The organism is Variovorax sp. J2L1-78, from assembly GCF_030317205.1.
Taxonomy (GTDB): Bacteria; Pseudomonadota; Gammaproteobacteria; order Burkholderiales; family Burkholderiaceae_C; genus Variovorax; species Variovorax arabinosiphilus.
On the sequence record NZ_JASZYB010000002.1, the window covers coordinates 549,999 to 564,720 of the forward strand.

Genomic DNA, 14,722 nt, shown 5'->3' on the forward strand with positions numbered 1-14,722 from the left:
TTGGACGGCGACCGGGTCGGTTGGCTAAAATGAAGGCAATCCCCGGTTTGAATACAAAGGAACTACTCATGTCCACCCCCACGCCTGTTGAGCCCGGCCACGACGCCCTGGTCGAGAAAGACGCGGTCGAATCGGTCGTGCACCTGATGCCGCTCGTGCTGCCGCTGGTGGGGGGCGTGCTGATGCTGCTCCTAGCCTCCATCGCCATCTACATGGCCTGAAGGTGCGGTTGGACCTGCTGCGCGGCTCGATCTCGCACCTGCGGTCCTCGCCGTACAGCAGTACGGCTGCGGTTCTCGGCGCAAGCTCGAACCGCTCGCGACGGTCCCACCACACCTTCAACGTCGCAGGCTGAGCGCTTCGCCTGCGGCGCATTGCTTCCATCGACGCGGCCCACGAGCCGCACAGAGCGAAAACGTTTTTTCAAACGGCCCTCACGCCGCCACCGAGCCCCGCTCGAAAAGACGATTTTTCAACTCCTGGAGACTTTCGATGAACGCACCCACGATGAAGGGCCTGCCCATTCAGGCGCCGAGCTACGTCAAGAACGCCAAGCTGATCGCCTGGGTGGCCGAGATGGCCGCCCTGTGCAAGCCCGAGAGCGTCTACTGGTGCGACGGCAGCACCGAAGAGTACGACCGCCTCTGCCAGCAACTGGTCGATGCCGGCACCTTCAAGAAGCTGAACCCGGCCAAACGGCCCAACTCCTTCCTTGCCAATTCCGATCCGGTCGACGTGGCACGGGTCGAAGACCGCACCTACATCTGCTCGGCCAAGAAGGAGGACGCCGGCCCGACCAACAACTGGATGGCGCCGGCGGAGATGCGTGCGACGCTGCAGCCTCTTTTCGACGGCTGCATGAAGGGCCGCACGATGTACGTCGTGCCCTTCTCGATGGGTCCGCTGGGCTCGCCGATCGCGCACATCGGCATCGAGCTGTCCGACAGCGCGTACGTGGCGGTGAACATGAAGATCATGACCCGCATGGGCAAGGCCGTGTACGACGTGCTGGGCGCCGACGGCGAGTTCGTGCCCTGCGTGCACACCGTGGGCGCACCGCTGGAAGCCGGCCAGAAGGACGTGAGCTGGCCCTGCAACACGACGAAGTACATCGTCCATTACCCGGAAACCCGCGAGATCTGGAGCTACGGCTCGGGCTACGGCGGCAACGCGCTGCTGGGCAAGAAGTGCTTCGCGCTGCGCATCGCCTCGACCATGGGCCGCGACGAAGGGTGGCTGGCCGAACACATGCTGATCCTGGGCGTGACCAACCCCGAAGGCAAGAAGTACCACGTGGCCGCCGCCTTCCCGAGCGCCTGCGGCAAGACCAATTTCTCGATGCTCGTGCCGCCGGCCGGCTTCGAGGGCTGGAAGGTCACGACCATCGGCGACGACATCGCCTGGATCAAGCCGCAGGCCGATGGCTCGCTGCGCGCCATCAACCCGGAAGCCGGCTACTTCGGCGTGGCGCCGGGCACCAACTACACGACCAACCCGAACTGCATGCGCAGCCTGGACAAGGACGTGATCTTCACCAACGTCGCGCTCACCGACGACGGCGACGTCTGGTGGGAGGGCATGGAGCAGGACGCGGAAGGCAAGGCGCTGCCCGCACACCTCATCGATTGGCAGGGCAAGGACTGGACGCCGGAGAGCGCCAAGGCAGACGGCGTCGGCGGCAAGCTCAAGCCCGCTGCCCACCCCAACGCCCGCTTCACCGTGGCCGCGACCAACAACCCGGCGCTCGACGACGCCTGGGACGATCCGAAGGGCGTGAAGATCGACGCCTTCATCTTCGGCGGCCGCCGCTCGACCACCGTGCCGCTGGTGACCGAAGCGCGCAACTGGACCGAGGGCGTCTACATGGCCGCCACGATGGGTTCGGAAACCACCGCCGCCGCCACCGGCCAGGCCGGCGTGGTGCGCCGCGACCCCTTCGCCATGCTGCCCTTCATGGGCTACAACATGAGCGACTACTTCCAGCACTGGCTCGACCTGGGCAAGAAGCTGGAGGCCTCGGGCGCCGTGCTGCCCAAGATCTACACGACCAACTGGTTCCGCAAGGGCGCGGACGGCAAGTTCGTCTGGCCGGGCTACGGCGAGAACATGCGCGTGCTCAAGTGGATGATCGACCGCATCGAGGGCAAGGCCGGCGACGGCGTCGCGCACGTCACCGGCGTGAGCCCGCGCTACGAGGACCTCAACTGGACCGGGCTGGATTTCAGCGCCGCCCAGTTCGACACGGTCACCAGCATCGACAAGGCCGCCTGGCAGGCCGAACTGAAGCTGCACACCGAGCTGTTCGAGCAACTCGCGCACCACCTGCCGAAGGAGCTGCCGGAAACCAAGGCGGCCATCGCCCAGCGACTCGCGGCCTGAACGCGCAACGGGCGCTTCGCGCGCCCATGAAAAAAGCCGCCCGAGGGCGGCTTTTTCTTTGCGCTCAGCGCAGGGCTCAGTAGTACTTGCCGAGGTTCACTCGGCGCATGGCTTCGTACAGCGTCGGCACCTTCACGTCGGCCGAACGCTGGGCCATCATGGCGCGGGCCAGTTGGGCCGGCACGGCGGCCGGGGCACCGATCACCGCTTCGTGACGGGTCACGGCGGCCTGGATGTCGTTCATGATGCGCTGGTCGTACTTGGCGTAGGCCAGGAAGCGTGCATCGGCTTGTGCGGCGTGGCGGCGACGGGCGTAGGCGGTCCAGCCAGCGGTGGCGCGGACGGCCAGGGTGCGGGCCGTGTCGGCGAAGAAGGCCAGGGCGACGAAAGCCACGCCCCACATCACCAGCCAGGCGGCGAGCAGGCCGCCTTCGTTCAGGTTCGACACCAGCTTGTCGGCGACGACGAGCATGGCCGAGACGATGGCGGCGAGCAGCAGGGCGGCCAGGCCGCGCGAACCATTGAAGTTGCCCGTGGCGCGGAGATGGTCAAAAACGGCTTCGGCGCGGGCGACGCCCGGATGAGCCGCGGGTTGTTCGACGTGGACAAAGCTGGTCATGAGAATTCCCTCCAAGGGGTGAATGGCCGAAGCCGATGGAACGAATATTAGGGGTTACCCTAGTGTTCCGCCACTTTATCTTTCTGATGTTTATCATTCACCAGGATGATGAACGTCAACTTTCGCACGCTGGATCTCAACCTCCTGCGCGTTTTCGACGAGGTCATGGCCGAGCGCAACCTGACCCGCGCCGCCCGCAACCTGTCGCTGACCCAGCCCGCCGTGAGCAATGCGCTGCGGCGGCTGCGCGAGGTGCTGGGCGACGAGCTGGTGCGCCGCTCCGGTGCCGGCGTGGAGCCGACACCCCGTGCGCTCGCCCTGTGGCCGACCGTGCGCGACGCCCTGCAGCAGCTCCAGCACACCCTGGCACCCAGCGAATTCGACGCCGCCGTGGCCGACACCACCTTCGTGCTGGCGATGGCCGACGCCACCGCCGCCGAGCTGATCCCCGGCCTTGTCCAGATCATGCAGGCCGAGGCGCCGGCGATCTCGGTGCGCGTCGTGCCGCTGACCACGCGCGACCCGCGCCAGCTGCTCGAGAACGAGGAAGCGGACATGGCCATCGGCTACTTTCCCGCCGTGATCGCCAGCCTGACCGCGCGCGGCCAGTCCGGCGTGGCAGTGCCCTTCGAGGCGCAGCGGCTCTATGTGGGTCAGTATGTGTGTGTGATGCGGCGCGGCCATCCGCTGGCGGACAAGCCGCTGACGCTCGACGACTACTGCGCGGCGCGCCACCTGCTGGTGAGCTTCTCGGGTCGGCCCTACGGCTTCATCGACCAGACGCTCGCGGCTCTAGGTCGGGAGCGCCGCATCGCGGTCACGGTGAATCAGTTCTTCACGGCCGGCCGCGTGGTGGCGAACTCGGACCTGCTCACGGTCCTGCCGCGGCACTTCGTGCGGGTGACCGGCATCGACGAGCAACTGGTGCTGCGCGATCTGCCCTTCGACCAGCCGCTGGTCCACGTGGACGCGGTCTGGCATCGGCGTGCGCAGCACGGGCATGCGCACGAATGGCTGCGCGCGGCACTGGTACGGGCGGCGGCGGCGGCGTTCGCGCGCTCGCTGCTGGGGCAACCCGCCCCGGGAACGGCGGCGGTGCCGTGAGTATTGGTATGGGGCCGACAGGCGCGCTTCAGCGCACCACGCGCAGCCAGGCGCTGGCAGCGACGCGCAGGTCTTGCGCATCGTGGGCGTCATGGCCGGCACGAAGGTCGGCGCTCTCCATCAGGAGCGATGCCGGGCTGGCGGGGGTTTCGTCGGCGGGGGAGCGGAAGAAACGGGCGATGTGGGCGAGCAGACTGAACATGATGTTTGCGCGGCCGGATCCCGCGCTGGTGTTGGGACTAGACCGTAGATTAAGGGTTATCCCTAGTCTTTCCAGCCCGACTTCATGCGCCTTGCACATAAGGGCATTCGCCTAGACTGAACCCAATGAAGCTTCAGCTGCTTTCCGACCTGCACCTGGAGTCGCACCCCCGCCTGCGCATCGCGCCCGCGCCCGGTGCCGACTTGCTGGTGCTGGCGGGCGACCTCGGCTCTTACCAGAATGGCTCCCGGCTGGAAGACACGGATTTCGGCCTCGGCCGCTTCTCGCCGCGCCACGGCTGGCCGACACCGGTGTTCTACGTGCCCGGCAACCACGAATACGACGCCACCGATTTCGACGACACGCACGCGCGGCTGCGCACACTGTGCGATGAACTCGGCATCGTCTGGCTGGAGCGGGAAATCGTCGTGCACCACGGCGTGCGCTTCATCGGCACGACGCTGTGGGCCGATTTCGACGCGCTGGTCGCCCCAACCGACGACCTGGGCGAGCGGCTCAAGAAGCGCGGCAAGGCCACGCGCGCCGCCGATTTCTACCTGGCGAAGGCGGCCACCACGCGCGGCGGACACCCTTTCATGGCGTCGCAAATGCGAGAGCATGCACTCACTTGCGAGTCCTGGCTGACCGAAGCCCTCGCCCAGCCTTTCGACGGCACGACCGTCGCCATCACCCACTTCGCGCCGACGCTGGCCAGTGCCGACCCGCGCTACGGCCTGCGCCCCGGCACCGCCGGCTTCTGCAACAGCCTGGACCACCTGCTGCCCCAGGCCGACCTGTGGCTGCACGGCCACCTGCACTGCGCCTTCGACTATGTGAAGGACGGCTGCCGGGTAATCGCCAACCCGCTGGGCTACGCGGCCAAGGGCGAACAGGACGGCTTTCGCCCCGACCTGCTGATCGAGGTGGCCTGATGCTCAACGGCCTGTGGCTTGGCTTCTTCCTGGTCGCGGCGGTCGCCGGGCTGGTCCGCTGGCTGGTCGGCGGCGACCCGACCGTGTTCGCCGCCATGGTCGAGAGCCTGTTCGCCATGGCCAAGCTGGCCGTCGAGGTGATGGTGCTGCTCTTCGGCACGCTGACGCTCTGGCTCGGCCTGCTGCGCATCGCCGAAGCGGCCGGCCTGGTCGCCTGGCTGGCGCGGCTGCTCGGCCCGCTGTTCCGCCGGCTGATGCCGGAGGTGCCGGCCGGCCACCCGGCGCTGGGCCTGATCACCATGAACTTCGCCGCCAACGCGCTGGGGCTGGACAACGCCGCCACCCCCATCGGCCTGAAGGCGATGCGCGAGCTGCAGACGCTCAACCCGCACCCCACGACGGCGAGCAACGCGCAGATCCTGTTCCTGGTGCTCAACGCCTCGTCACTCACGCTGCTGCCGGTGACCATCTTCATGTACCGCGCGCAGCAGGGCGCGGCCGATCCGACGCTGATCTTTCTGCCGATCCTGCTGGCGACCAGCGCTTCCACGTTGGTCGGCCTGCTGTCGGTGGCCCTGGTGCAACGGCTGAAGCTGTGGGACCCGGTCGTGCTCGCCTACCTGCTGCCCGGTGCGCTGCTGCTCGGCGGCTTCATGGCGCTGCTGGCGACGCTCTCTTCCGCGGCGCTGGCCGCCCTGTCGTCGCTGCTGGGCAACCTCGTGCTCTTCGGCCTGGTGATCGCCTTCCTGGTGATCGGCGCGCTGCGCCGCGTGCCGGTGTACGAGCGCTTCATCGAAGGCGCGAAGGAAGGCTTCGACGTCGCGAAGAACCTGCTGCCCTACCTGGTGGCGATGCTCTGCGCCATCGGCGTGCTGCGTGCGTCGGGCGCGCTCGACATGGCGCTCGACGGCATCCGCTGGTTGGTGGTGCAGACCGGCTGGGACACGCGCTTCGTCGACGCGCTGCCCACCGCGCTGGTCAAGCCCTTCTCGGGCAGCGCGGCCCGCGCCATGCTGATCGAGACCATGAAGAGCCAGGGCGTCGACAGCTTTCCAGCACTGGCGGCGGCGGTCATCCAGGGCAGCACCGAGACCACCTTCTATGTGTTGGCCGTTTACTTCGGCGCGGTCGGCATCCAGCGCGCGCGGCATGCGGTGGCGTGCGCGCTGGCCGCCGAGGCCGCGGGCGTGGTCGCCGCCATCGCGGTCTGCTACTGGTTCTTCGGATAGCCCGCGCGACAGAGCGGGCGGGGCGCATCGGCCAGAATAGGTCTTCCCTCTCCTTCTGCCCTTCCCCCGTGACCGTTCCCGTCCAGGCGCAGCCGCCCTCCTTCTCGGCCGACGAGTTCCGCCAGGCACTCGGCATGTTCGCCACCGGCGTGACCATCGTCACGGCGCGCGCGGCCGACGGCTCGCTGGTCGGGCTCACGGCCAACTCGTTCAACTCGGTCTCGCTGAGCCCGCCGCTGGTGCTGTGGAGCCTGGCGTTGAGCGCGGGCTCGATGCCGACGCTGAGCACCGGCTCGCACTACGCCATCAACATCCTGTCTGCGAGCCAGAAAGAACTTGCCGAGCGCTTCGCGAAGAAGCGCGACGACCGCTGGCAGGACGTCGCCTTCACCGAAGGCATCGGCGGCGCGCCGGTGCTCGCGGGCGCGGCGGCCAGCTTCGAGTGCTTCAACCGCAGCCGCTACGACGAAGGCGACCACGTGATCTTCGTCGGCGAGGTGGAGCGCTGCTCGCACACGCCCGGCGCGTCGCCGCTGCTGTTCCACGGCGGGCGCTTCTACACGGAACACCCGCTCTAGATCAGCCGTCCACCGGGCGGGCCGGTGTTGTCAGCAGCAGCTGGTAGAAGGCCGCATCCAGCCATCGGCCGAACTTGAACCCGACCTGCTGGAGCGTGCCCGAATGCGTGAAGCCCAGTCGCTCGTGCAAGGTGATGCTGCCCTGATTGCTGGCATCGATGCAGCCGACGAGCGCGTGAAGATCGGCCGCACGAGCGCGGCGAACGAGCTCCGCGATCAGCGTCTTTCCGAGCCCCTGGCCGCGGTGGTCGTGGTGCACATAGACACTGTGCTCGACGGTGTACTTGTAGGCCGGAAAGGCGCGGAAGGTGCCCCAGCTCGCGAAGCCCAGCAACTTCCCCGAGGCGTCCACGGCGCCGACGACGGGAAAGCCATGGGCTCGCTTGGTTGCGAACCAGGTGGCCATCGCTTCCGGCGGACGCGGCACGTAGTCATAGAGCGCTGTCGAGTGGACGATCGCCTCGTTGAGGATGGCCAGGATCGCGGCGGCATGCGCGCCTTCGTTGCAGTCCACGAGGCGTACGGCGTCGTTCGTCATTGCATGGGACCTTGAATCCAGCGGGCCAGCGCCTCGTCGCAGATCGCCACGATGTACTTGGCCGGTTGAGAAGAAGGGTTGCTGTAGACCAGCGGTCTATCCAGCCGCAGCGCCAGGCAGTCGCCGCTGCGCAGCAAATGGCGCGCATCGCCCAGCGTGACCTCGATCTGGCCTTGCAGCACCCAGATCTGCTGCTCGAGCGCCGGCCGGCGCGCGCTCGATTCATAGGCGACCCGTGCCTTCGCGGGGAAGTGGACCTCGACCAGCTGGATCGGCGTCGGCCAGTTCGGTGGCGACAGGTTGCGCCGCAGGTAGCCCGATTCAGGGTCTTTCCAGATGGCCTGCGCCGCGCGCCGAACCAGGGGCCGTCGTTCTTCGTCTGCCTCCTCGGGGCCGAAGAGGCTGGCCATCGAGACGCCCAGCCCCGCGGCCAGCTTCTCGAGGACCACGGCGGTCGGGCTGGCTTCGGCGCGCTCGATCAGGGAAATCATCGACCGGCTGACACCGCTGTTCGAGGCGAGTGCGTCCAGAGTCTCGGAACGCGCCGCCCGAAGGTCGCGCACCCGCTTTGCAATGCGGGTGTTGATGTCGTCGACGCTCGCCGTCTTGTCTTCCTTCATGTTGGATGAGTATCCAACATACTGGATCGACCGGCAAGACGTTCCTCTTCCCACTCCCGCCTGCCGGTTGCCTCTTTAGGACGTGCCGTAGGTCGCGGCGAAGCGCTGCTGCAGGTAGTCGTGCGTCGTGATCGGCGCGTAGCGTGGCGATTCGCCGGCGCGCACGCACGACGGGATGGCGCTCACCAGCGCATCGGGGTTGGGGTCGACGAACAGCGCGATCGAATAGCGCTCCGCCGCGGGCTTCAAGACGCGGTGCGGCGTCGACACGTAGAGGTCGTTCGTCCAGCGCATCAGGCAGTCGCCGATGTTGCAGATGAAGGCACCGTGCAGCGCCGGCGCGTCGAGCCACACGCCGTCGCGCCGCTGCACCTGCAGACCGGCCACGCCGTCGGTCGCGAGCAGGGTGACGTTGCCGTAGTCGGTGTGCGTGCCGGCGCCGAGCCGGCCGGCCGGCACCGCCTGCGCGGGCACCGGGTAGTGCAGCAGGCGCAGCGTGGCGAGCGGGCGATCGATCTTGTCGGCGAAGTAGTCCTCGGGCAGGTCGAGGTCCAGCGCGAAGGCCTGGTGCAGCCGCGCGCCGACCGCGAGCACCTCGTCGAAATAGCGCTGCACCGTGTCACGGAAGCCGGGCAACTCGGGCCACGCGTTGTCGGGCCGGGTCGCGCCGTCGGTCCAGATCAGGTTGAAGGCTTCCTTGTGGTCCGCCGCGGTCTTCTCGTCGAGCGCTTCGACGCCGAGGCCGACATAGCCGCGGTTGCTGCCGAGCTGGTCGATCGCCATCTTCCGCTTGACCTCGGCCGGCTGCGCGAAGAGGCGCGCGCTCTCGGCGAAGGTCGCATCGGTCAGCGGCACCGGCACGCCGTGGCCGGTGATCACGAAGAAGCCGACCTCGCGGCAGGCTCGGCCGATCTGCGCGGCGATGGCGCGGCGGTCGGCCGCGTCGTCGGACGCGAGCGGCGCGATGTCGATGAGGGGAATGTCGTGCATGGCTGCATTCTCCGACGCGACAACCGCTCGTGTTGCACGCCAAGCAGCGGCTTACTCGACCTTGATCCCCGCCGCCGCGATGATGCGCGCCAGGTCGCGCCGCTCCTCGGCCAGGTAGGTCGCGAACTGCGCGGGCGTCATCGTCATCGGCTTGAAGCCGGCCTCGGCGAGGCGCCGCACGGTGTCGGGATCGGCCAGCACCGCCGTCATCTCGCGGGCGATGCGCTCGACGATCGCCGGGTCGGTCTTCGCCGGCACCAGCAGGCCTTGCCACGATTCGACGTCGAGCGTCTTGAACTCGGCCGTCTCCGACAGGCTCGGCACGTCGGGCAGCGTGGCCCAGCGCTGGCGCGAGGTCACGCCGTAGCCGCGCACCTTGCCGTCGCGGATGAAGGCCTGCACCAGCGCGACCGGCAGCACCGCCAGGTCGATCTGCCCGCCGGCCAGCTCGGTCAGCACCTGCGGCCCCGACTTGTAGGGCACGTGCACCATGTCCAGCCCGGCCTGCTGCTTGATCATCTCGGCCGTCACGTGCAGGCCGGTGCCCACGCCGTCGGTGCCGAAATTGATCTTGCCCGGCTGGCTGCGGACGAGCTTGACCAGCTCGGCCGCAGTGCGCGCCGGCAGGTCGGGCCGGCCCACCAGCACGAAGGGCGAGGCCGCGACCGGGACGACCGGCGTGAGCTCCTTCAGCGCGTCGTACTTGTAGACGTTGGGCGACACCAGCGGCGCCACGCTGACCGGGCTGGCGACGCCGAAGAGCATCGTGGTGCCGTCGGCCTTCGCGCGGATGACCCGCTGCGTCGCAATGGTGCCGGACGCGCCGACGGTGTTCTCGATCACGATGGTCTGCTTGAGCCGCTCGGCCAGCTTGGGCATGAGGAGGCGCGCGGCCACGTCGACGCTGCCGCCCGGCGAGAACGGCACGACCGCCGTGATGGGTTCGGCGGGCCAGGCGGCCGGTTGCGCGAAGGCGGCCAAGGGCATGGTCAGCAGGAGCGCGAGCGCGGCGAAGCGACGGCGCGTGGCTGTGATGGAAGACGTGAATGTGGACATGAGGGTGCTCGGTGAGTGTTCGTGAATCGGATCGAAAGGTCGCGCTTCAGGCACGCAACCAGGGCAGCTGCGCCGCCTGGTAGCGCCAGGTCTGGAACACGCTGTTCAGCCGGCCGGGGCCGGTCTTGCGGGCCGCCGCATCGGGGTATTCGGCGAACCACGGCAGGATGTATTCCCACACGACTTCGCCTTCGGGGTTCACCTCGAACAGCCGGCCGGTGGCCGATTCGGTGATGTGCGTGTTGCCGTTCCACAGCCGCTGGGCGTTGCCCATGAAGGCGGTGAAGAAGGCATTGACCATCTCGTCGGCGTACGACCAGACGACCTCGCCGGTCTTCGGGTCGATCTCGACGACGCGCGAGAACGGCACGTGGCTGCCGGTGCGGAAGTTGCCGTTGTCGAAGGCCAGGATGTGGCCGTTGGACAGCGCCATCGGTGCGTGCTGGTGCGACACCACGCTCGGCGGGATGTGCAGCGTCACGCCGCCGCTCGCCTTGTCGACGCCGATGATGCCGGCCGTGGTGCGCAGGCTCATCAGCACGCGGCCTTCGGCGTCGACGTCGAGGCCGTTGACCAGCGGCCAGTGGTAGCGGCCGAAGCCGGGGTGGATCGGGAAGTCTTCGGGCTTCAGGTGCTCCCACGACTTCCACTCCCAGACCAGCTCGCCCGCGCGGTTCACTTCGCGGATCACGTCGCCATACATCTGTTCGTCGGGGCCGTGCGCCGTGCCACCCGGCACGCGGTCGGCGAAGCCGGCCGGTACCGGCGCGCAGGCGGCGTAGAGCAGGTGACCGTTGGCCAGCCACTTGGCGTCGTGGTGATGCGTCGGGTCTTCGTAGTGCCAGACGACTTCGCCCTCGGGCGTGACCTCGGAGAAATCGCCCCCGTGCCACATCGACCAGGCCGGGTAGAGGTCGGGCGACTTCGCGTGGTTGCCGTTGTAGCCCATGTTGCCGTTCGGCAGGATCACCGCGTGGCGACCGGCGCGCAGCGGCATCTTCCAGTGGTGCATCACCTCGCCGTCCATGCCGACGAGGTAGACGTTGCCGTCGGCCGTCTGCGGCGCGATCAGCGTGTAGCCGCCGGCCGAAGCCGCCGGGTCGTGGGCGATGAGGCCGACGCCGCGGCGGCGCTGGGTGATCTGGTCGACGGTGGTGGTCAATTCGGGCTCCTGAGGTGCGCAGGCCGCACCGTTGCAGCCTGTCGATGGAGCGGAATCTAGGCGCTTGTTAGCGTCTGGAAAACCTGATTGTTTTGAACGACGTGTTCGTAAATTCCGTACAGTCCGCGGATGGCCGCCATTTCCCAGTCCTTCCGCTGTTTCGACGAGGTCGCACGGCGCGGCTCCATTCGCAAGGCGGCCGAGTCGCTGCACCTCACGGCCGCCGCGGTGCACCAGCAGATCCTCAACCTCGAGGCTCAGGTCGGCACCCCGCTGTTCGACCGGTTGCCGCGCGGCATGCAGCTGACCAGCGCGGGCGAGATCATGGTCGCGGCGGTGCGCCGCAGCCAGCGCGACTTCGACAGCGCGCTGTCGCATGTCGAAGACCTGCGCGCGCTGCGGCGCGGCCACATCAGCCTGGCGGTGTCGCATTCGTCGGCCGAGCAACTGGTGCCCGACGTGATCGAGATCGCGATGCAGCGTTACCCCGGCGTGACCTACAGCGTGCGCTCGGGCAGCGGCGAGAACATCCTGAAATGGGTGGCCACCGGCGAAGCCGACATCGGCTTCTGCCTGCGCCGCAAGCCTCCGCCCGGCGTGGAAGAGGTGCGCGGCTTCCCGCAGCAGCTGGGCCTGGTCACGCCGCCCGGCCACGCGCTCACGCAACTGGGCCGCGCGCCACGGCTGCGCGACTGCCTCGACCACCCGCTGATCCTCATGACGCCCGACACCGAGCTGCGCGCCATGGTCGACCAGATCGACCACCGCGAACACCGCAAGGCGCGGCCGCTGGTCGAGACCAGTTCGGTGGCGATGGTGCGGCGCCTGGTGCGCAGCGGCGTCGGCATCGGCTTCCTGATCCCGGAGAACGTGGTCGAAGACGTGGCCGCCGGCACGCTGGCGTGGCAGGGCCTGGCCGACTCCGGCGCTTGGTCGCACGACTGCCTGTACCAGCGCAGCGGCCAGACCACGACGGTCGCGATGGGCATGTTCCTGGAATTCCTGGAGGCGCAGCTCACGGCCATCGCCAAGCGCTTCGAGGGTGCGGGCTCGGCGCTGGCGGCCGTGAAGTTCGCGGTCTGAAGCGGCCAGCTACGATCCCGGGCCGACACCTCGCGCCCTCCAGAGACATGACCGACCGCAAGACCCACCTCGACCCCCGCGCCACCACCATCCTCGTCGCCTGCTGCGCCTTCTGGGGCCTGCAGCAGATCCTCATCAAGACGACGGTCGTCGAGGTGCCGCCGATGTGGCAGGCCACCATCCGCATGACGGGTGCGGTCGTGTTGCTGATGCTGTGGTGCCTGGCGCGCGGCGTGAAGCTGTTCGAGCGCGACGGCACGCTGGGGAGTGGGCTGCTGGTCGGCGGGCTCTTCGCGGGAGAGTTCCTCTGCATCTACACCGGGCTGCAGTACACGAGCGCGTCGCGGCTCACGGTGTTTCTCTATTGCGCGCCCTTCACCGTGGCGCTGCTGCTGCCGCGCTTCGTGCCCTCCGAAAAGCTGCGCGGCGTGCAATGGATCGGCCTGGCGCTGGCCTTCGCGGGGGTTGTGTTCGCGTTCAGCGAGAGCTTCACGCACCCGGCCGGCTCGACGCAGTTGCGCGGCGATGCGCTCGCACTGCTGGCCGGCCTGCTGTGGGGGCTGACCACGCTGGCACTGCGCACCACGAAGATGGCGACGGCCACGGCCGAGAAGGCGCTCTTCTATCAGATCGCCGTCACGGCGGCGGCCTCGCCCCTGATGTCGCTCCTGCTCGGCGAGCAACGCGGCTGGTCGTACTCGGGCTACGCCTGGTTCTCCATCGCGCTGCAGACCGGCATCGGCGCCTTCGCCACCTACCTGGCGTGGATGTGGCTGGTGCGGCACTACCCGGCCACGCGCATCTCGTCGTTCACCTTTCTCACGCCGCTGTTCGCGCTGGTGTTCGGCGTGGTGCTGCTCAAGGAGCCGCTCACGGTGCAGCTCGTGCTGGCGCTGCTGGGGGTGGGCGTGGGGATCCTGCTGGTGAACCGGAAGGCGCCTGCCGCATGACGCTCGCCGCCATCCCCCCGGCCCACCTCGCCACCTGGGCCATCGCCGCACTCGCCACCGCCGCCGTCATCCTGCGGCCGGGCCGCTGGCCGGAGGCCGTCTGGGCCGTGGCCGGCGCACTGCTGCTGGTGGCGGCGCAGCTGCTGCCGTGGCGCGAGGCGCTGCACGCGGTCGGCAAGGGACTCGACGTGTACCTCTTTCTCGCCGGGATGATGCTGATCTCGGAGCTCGCGCGGCGCGAGGGGCTGTTCGACTTTCTGGCGGCACGCGCGGTGCGCCACGCGCGCGGCTCGGCGACGCGGCTCTTCTTCGGCGTGTATGCCATCGGCGTGGTGGTGACGGTGTTCATGTCGAACGACGCCACGGCCGTGGTGCTCACGCCGGCCGTGTACGCGGCCGCGAAGAAGGCCGGCGCCAAGCCCCTGCCCTACCTGCTGGCCTGCGCCTTCATCGCCAACGCGGCGAGCTTCGTGCTGCCGATCTCGAACCCGGCCAACCTGGTGATCTTCGGCGCGCACCTGCCGCCGCTGGGGACGTGGATCGCGCAGTTCGCGCTGGCCTCGGTGGCGTCGATCGTCGTCACCTACGCGGTGCTGCGTTGGTTGCAGCGGGGCGCCCTGGCCGCGCCGATCGCACGCGACATCGAACAGCCCGTGCTGTCCACCGGTGGCCGCTGGGCGGGCTGGGGCATCGCGATCGTGGCGGTGGTGCTGGTGGTCACGTCGGCGCTCGACGGACCGCTCGGCGCGATGACGCTCGGCGCCAGTGCGCTGGCCTGCATCGGCGTGCTGCTGCGCGAACGCAGCGCGCCCTGGCCGCTCCTGCGCGGCGTGTCGTGGAGCGTGCTGGCGCTGGTCGCCGGCCTCTTCGTGCTCGTCGAAGGGCTGGTGCATTCGGGCCTGATCCCCTTGCTGAGCCACACGCTGGCCGACGCCGCGAAGGCCTCGCCGACCGGCACCGCCCTCGGCAGCGGCGCGCTCGTCGCCCTGCTGTGCAATCTGATGAACAACCTGCCGGCCGGTCTGATCGCCGGGTCGGTGCTGGCGAGTGCCGATGCCTCGCCGCTGATCCGCAGCGCGGTGGCCATCGGCATCGACCTGGGGCCGAACCTGTCGCTCACCGGCTCGCTCGCCACGTTGCTGTGGCTGGTCGCGATCCGGCGCGAGGGCGAGAACGTAACGGCCTGGCAGTTCCTGCGCGTCGGCGCGGTGGCGATGCCGCTCGCCCTGGCCGCTGCGCTCGGTGCGCTGGTCCTGCAGTATCGGCTGTGGGGCTGATCC

The 14,722-nt window shown here is 68.7% G+C and carries 16 protein-coding genes; 9 read left to right on the forward strand and 7 right to left on the reverse strand.

Features of this window, described 5'->3' with window-relative positions:
- Positions 1–68: 68 nt before the first annotated feature.
- Together QTH86_RS16475 and QTH86_RS16480 are read left to right on the forward strand one after the other, a co-directional pair.
- Positions 69–221 (forward strand): hypothetical protein, encoded by a 153-nt coding sequence (locus QTH86_RS16475; RefSeq protein ID WP_286647276.1) that lies wholly within the window; start codon positions 69–71, stop codon positions 219–221.
- 271 nt (positions 222–492) lie between these two features.
- Positions 493–2,379 (forward strand): phosphoenolpyruvate carboxykinase (GTP), encoded by a 1,887-nt coding sequence (locus QTH86_RS16480; RefSeq protein ID WP_286647277.1) that lies wholly within the window; start codon positions 493–495, stop codon positions 2,377–2,379.
- 76 nt (positions 2,380–2,455) lie between these two features.
- On the opposite strand, the gene QTH86_RS16485 is transcribed toward QTH86_RS16480, so the two are convergent.
- Positions 2,456–2,998 (reverse strand): hypothetical protein, encoded by a 543-nt coding sequence (locus tag QTH86_RS16485; RefSeq protein WP_286647278.1) that lies wholly within the window; start codon positions 2,996–2,998, stop codon positions 2,456–2,458.
- 108 nt (positions 2,999–3,106) lie between these two features.
- Here QTH86_RS16485 and QTH86_RS16490 point away from each other — a divergent pair, with 108 nt between their 5' ends.
- Positions 3,107–4,102, forward strand: a complete 996-nt coding sequence (locus QTH86_RS16490) for a LysR family transcriptional regulator (RefSeq protein ID WP_286647279.1) — start codon at positions 3,107–3,109, stop codon at positions 4,100–4,102.
- 28 nt (positions 4,103–4,130) lie between these two features.
- Here QTH86_RS16490 and QTH86_RS16495 read toward each other — a convergent pair whose 3' ends face one another.
- A complete protein-coding gene (locus QTH86_RS16495; RefSeq protein ID WP_286647280.1) occupies positions 4,131–4,304 on the reverse strand; it encodes a hypothetical protein in 174 nt (57 codons plus the stop codon).
- A 125-nt stretch (positions 4,305–4,429) separates the two neighbouring features.
- Between QTH86_RS16495 and QTH86_RS16500 the strand changes: the two genes are divergently transcribed.
- The 3 genes from QTH86_RS16500 (at position 4,430) to QTH86_RS16510 (ending at position 7,043) form a co-directional block, all read left to right on the forward strand.
- Positions 4,430–5,236, forward strand: a complete 807-nt coding sequence (locus tag QTH86_RS16500) for a metallophosphoesterase (RefSeq protein WP_286647281.1) — start codon at positions 4,430–4,432, stop codon at positions 5,234–5,236.
- Positions 5,236–6,465 carry a spore maturation protein gene (locus tag QTH86_RS16505; RefSeq protein ID WP_286647282.1) on the forward strand — a complete coding sequence of 410 codons (1,230 nt, stop codon included), beginning with the start codon at positions 5,236–5,238 and terminating at the stop codon, positions 6,463–6,465. The genes QTH86_RS16500 and QTH86_RS16505 overlap by 1 nt, the downstream gene beginning before the upstream one ends.
- A 134-nt stretch (positions 6,466–6,599) precedes the next feature.
- On the forward strand, positions 6,600–7,043 hold the full coding sequence (locus QTH86_RS16510; RefSeq protein ID WP_444813899.1) for a flavin reductase family protein: 444 nt from the start codon (positions 6,600–6,602) through the stop codon (positions 7,041–7,043).
- Position 7,044: 1 nt separating this feature from the next.
- Here the strand turns inward: QTH86_RS16510 and QTH86_RS16515 are convergent, their stop codons facing one another.
- From QTH86_RS16515 to QTH86_RS16535, 5 genes are all read right to left on the reverse strand, one after another.
- Positions 7,045–7,581 (reverse strand): GNAT family N-acetyltransferase, encoded by a 537-nt coding sequence (locus QTH86_RS16515; protein WP_286647284.1) that lies wholly within the window; start codon positions 7,579–7,581, stop codon positions 7,045–7,047.
- Entirely contained in the window at positions 7,578–8,201 is a 624-nt protein-coding gene (locus QTH86_RS16520) for a helix-turn-helix domain-containing protein (RefSeq protein WP_286647285.1), read from the reverse strand. The genes QTH86_RS16515 and QTH86_RS16520 overlap by 4 nt, the downstream gene beginning before the upstream one ends.
- A 75-nt stretch (positions 8,202–8,276) precedes the next feature.
- Positions 8,277–9,191, reverse strand: a complete 915-nt coding sequence (locus QTH86_RS16525) for an isopenicillin N synthase family dioxygenase (RefSeq protein WP_286647286.1) — start codon at positions 9,189–9,191, stop codon at positions 8,277–8,279.
- A gap of 51 nt (positions 9,192–9,242) precedes the next feature.
- Positions 9,243–10,247: a Bug family tripartite tricarboxylate transporter substrate binding protein gene (locus tag QTH86_RS16530; RefSeq protein WP_286647287.1), complete on the reverse strand. Its 1,005-nt coding sequence runs from the start codon at positions 10,245–10,247 to the stop codon at positions 9,243–9,245.
- Positions 10,248–10,293: 46 nt separating this feature from the next.
- Positions 10,294–11,409: an aryl-sulfate sulfotransferase gene (locus tag QTH86_RS16535; RefSeq protein ID WP_286647288.1), complete on the reverse strand. Its 1,116-nt coding sequence runs from the start codon at positions 11,407–11,409 to the stop codon at positions 10,294–10,296.
- A gap of 129 nt (positions 11,410–11,538) precedes the next feature.
- Here QTH86_RS16535 and QTH86_RS16540 point away from each other — a divergent pair, with 129 nt between their 5' ends.
- From QTH86_RS16540 to QTH86_RS16550, 3 genes are read left to right on the forward strand one after another with little or no spacing between them, the layout of a single operon-like run.
- Complete coding sequence (locus QTH86_RS16540) at positions 11,539–12,492, forward strand: LysR family transcriptional regulator (protein ID WP_286647289.1); 954 nt, start codon at positions 11,539–11,541, stop codon at positions 12,490–12,492.
- Positions 12,493–12,539: 47 nt separating this feature from the next.
- Complete coding sequence (locus tag QTH86_RS16545; RefSeq protein WP_286647290.1) at positions 12,540–13,442, forward strand: DMT family transporter; 903 nt, start codon at positions 12,540–12,542, stop codon at positions 13,440–13,442.
- Entirely contained in the window at positions 13,439–14,719 is a 1,281-nt protein-coding gene (locus tag QTH86_RS16550; protein WP_286647291.1) for an arsenic transporter, read from the forward strand. The genes QTH86_RS16545 and QTH86_RS16550 overlap by 4 nt, the downstream gene beginning before the upstream one ends.
- Positions 14,720–14,722: the final 3 nt, after the last annotated feature.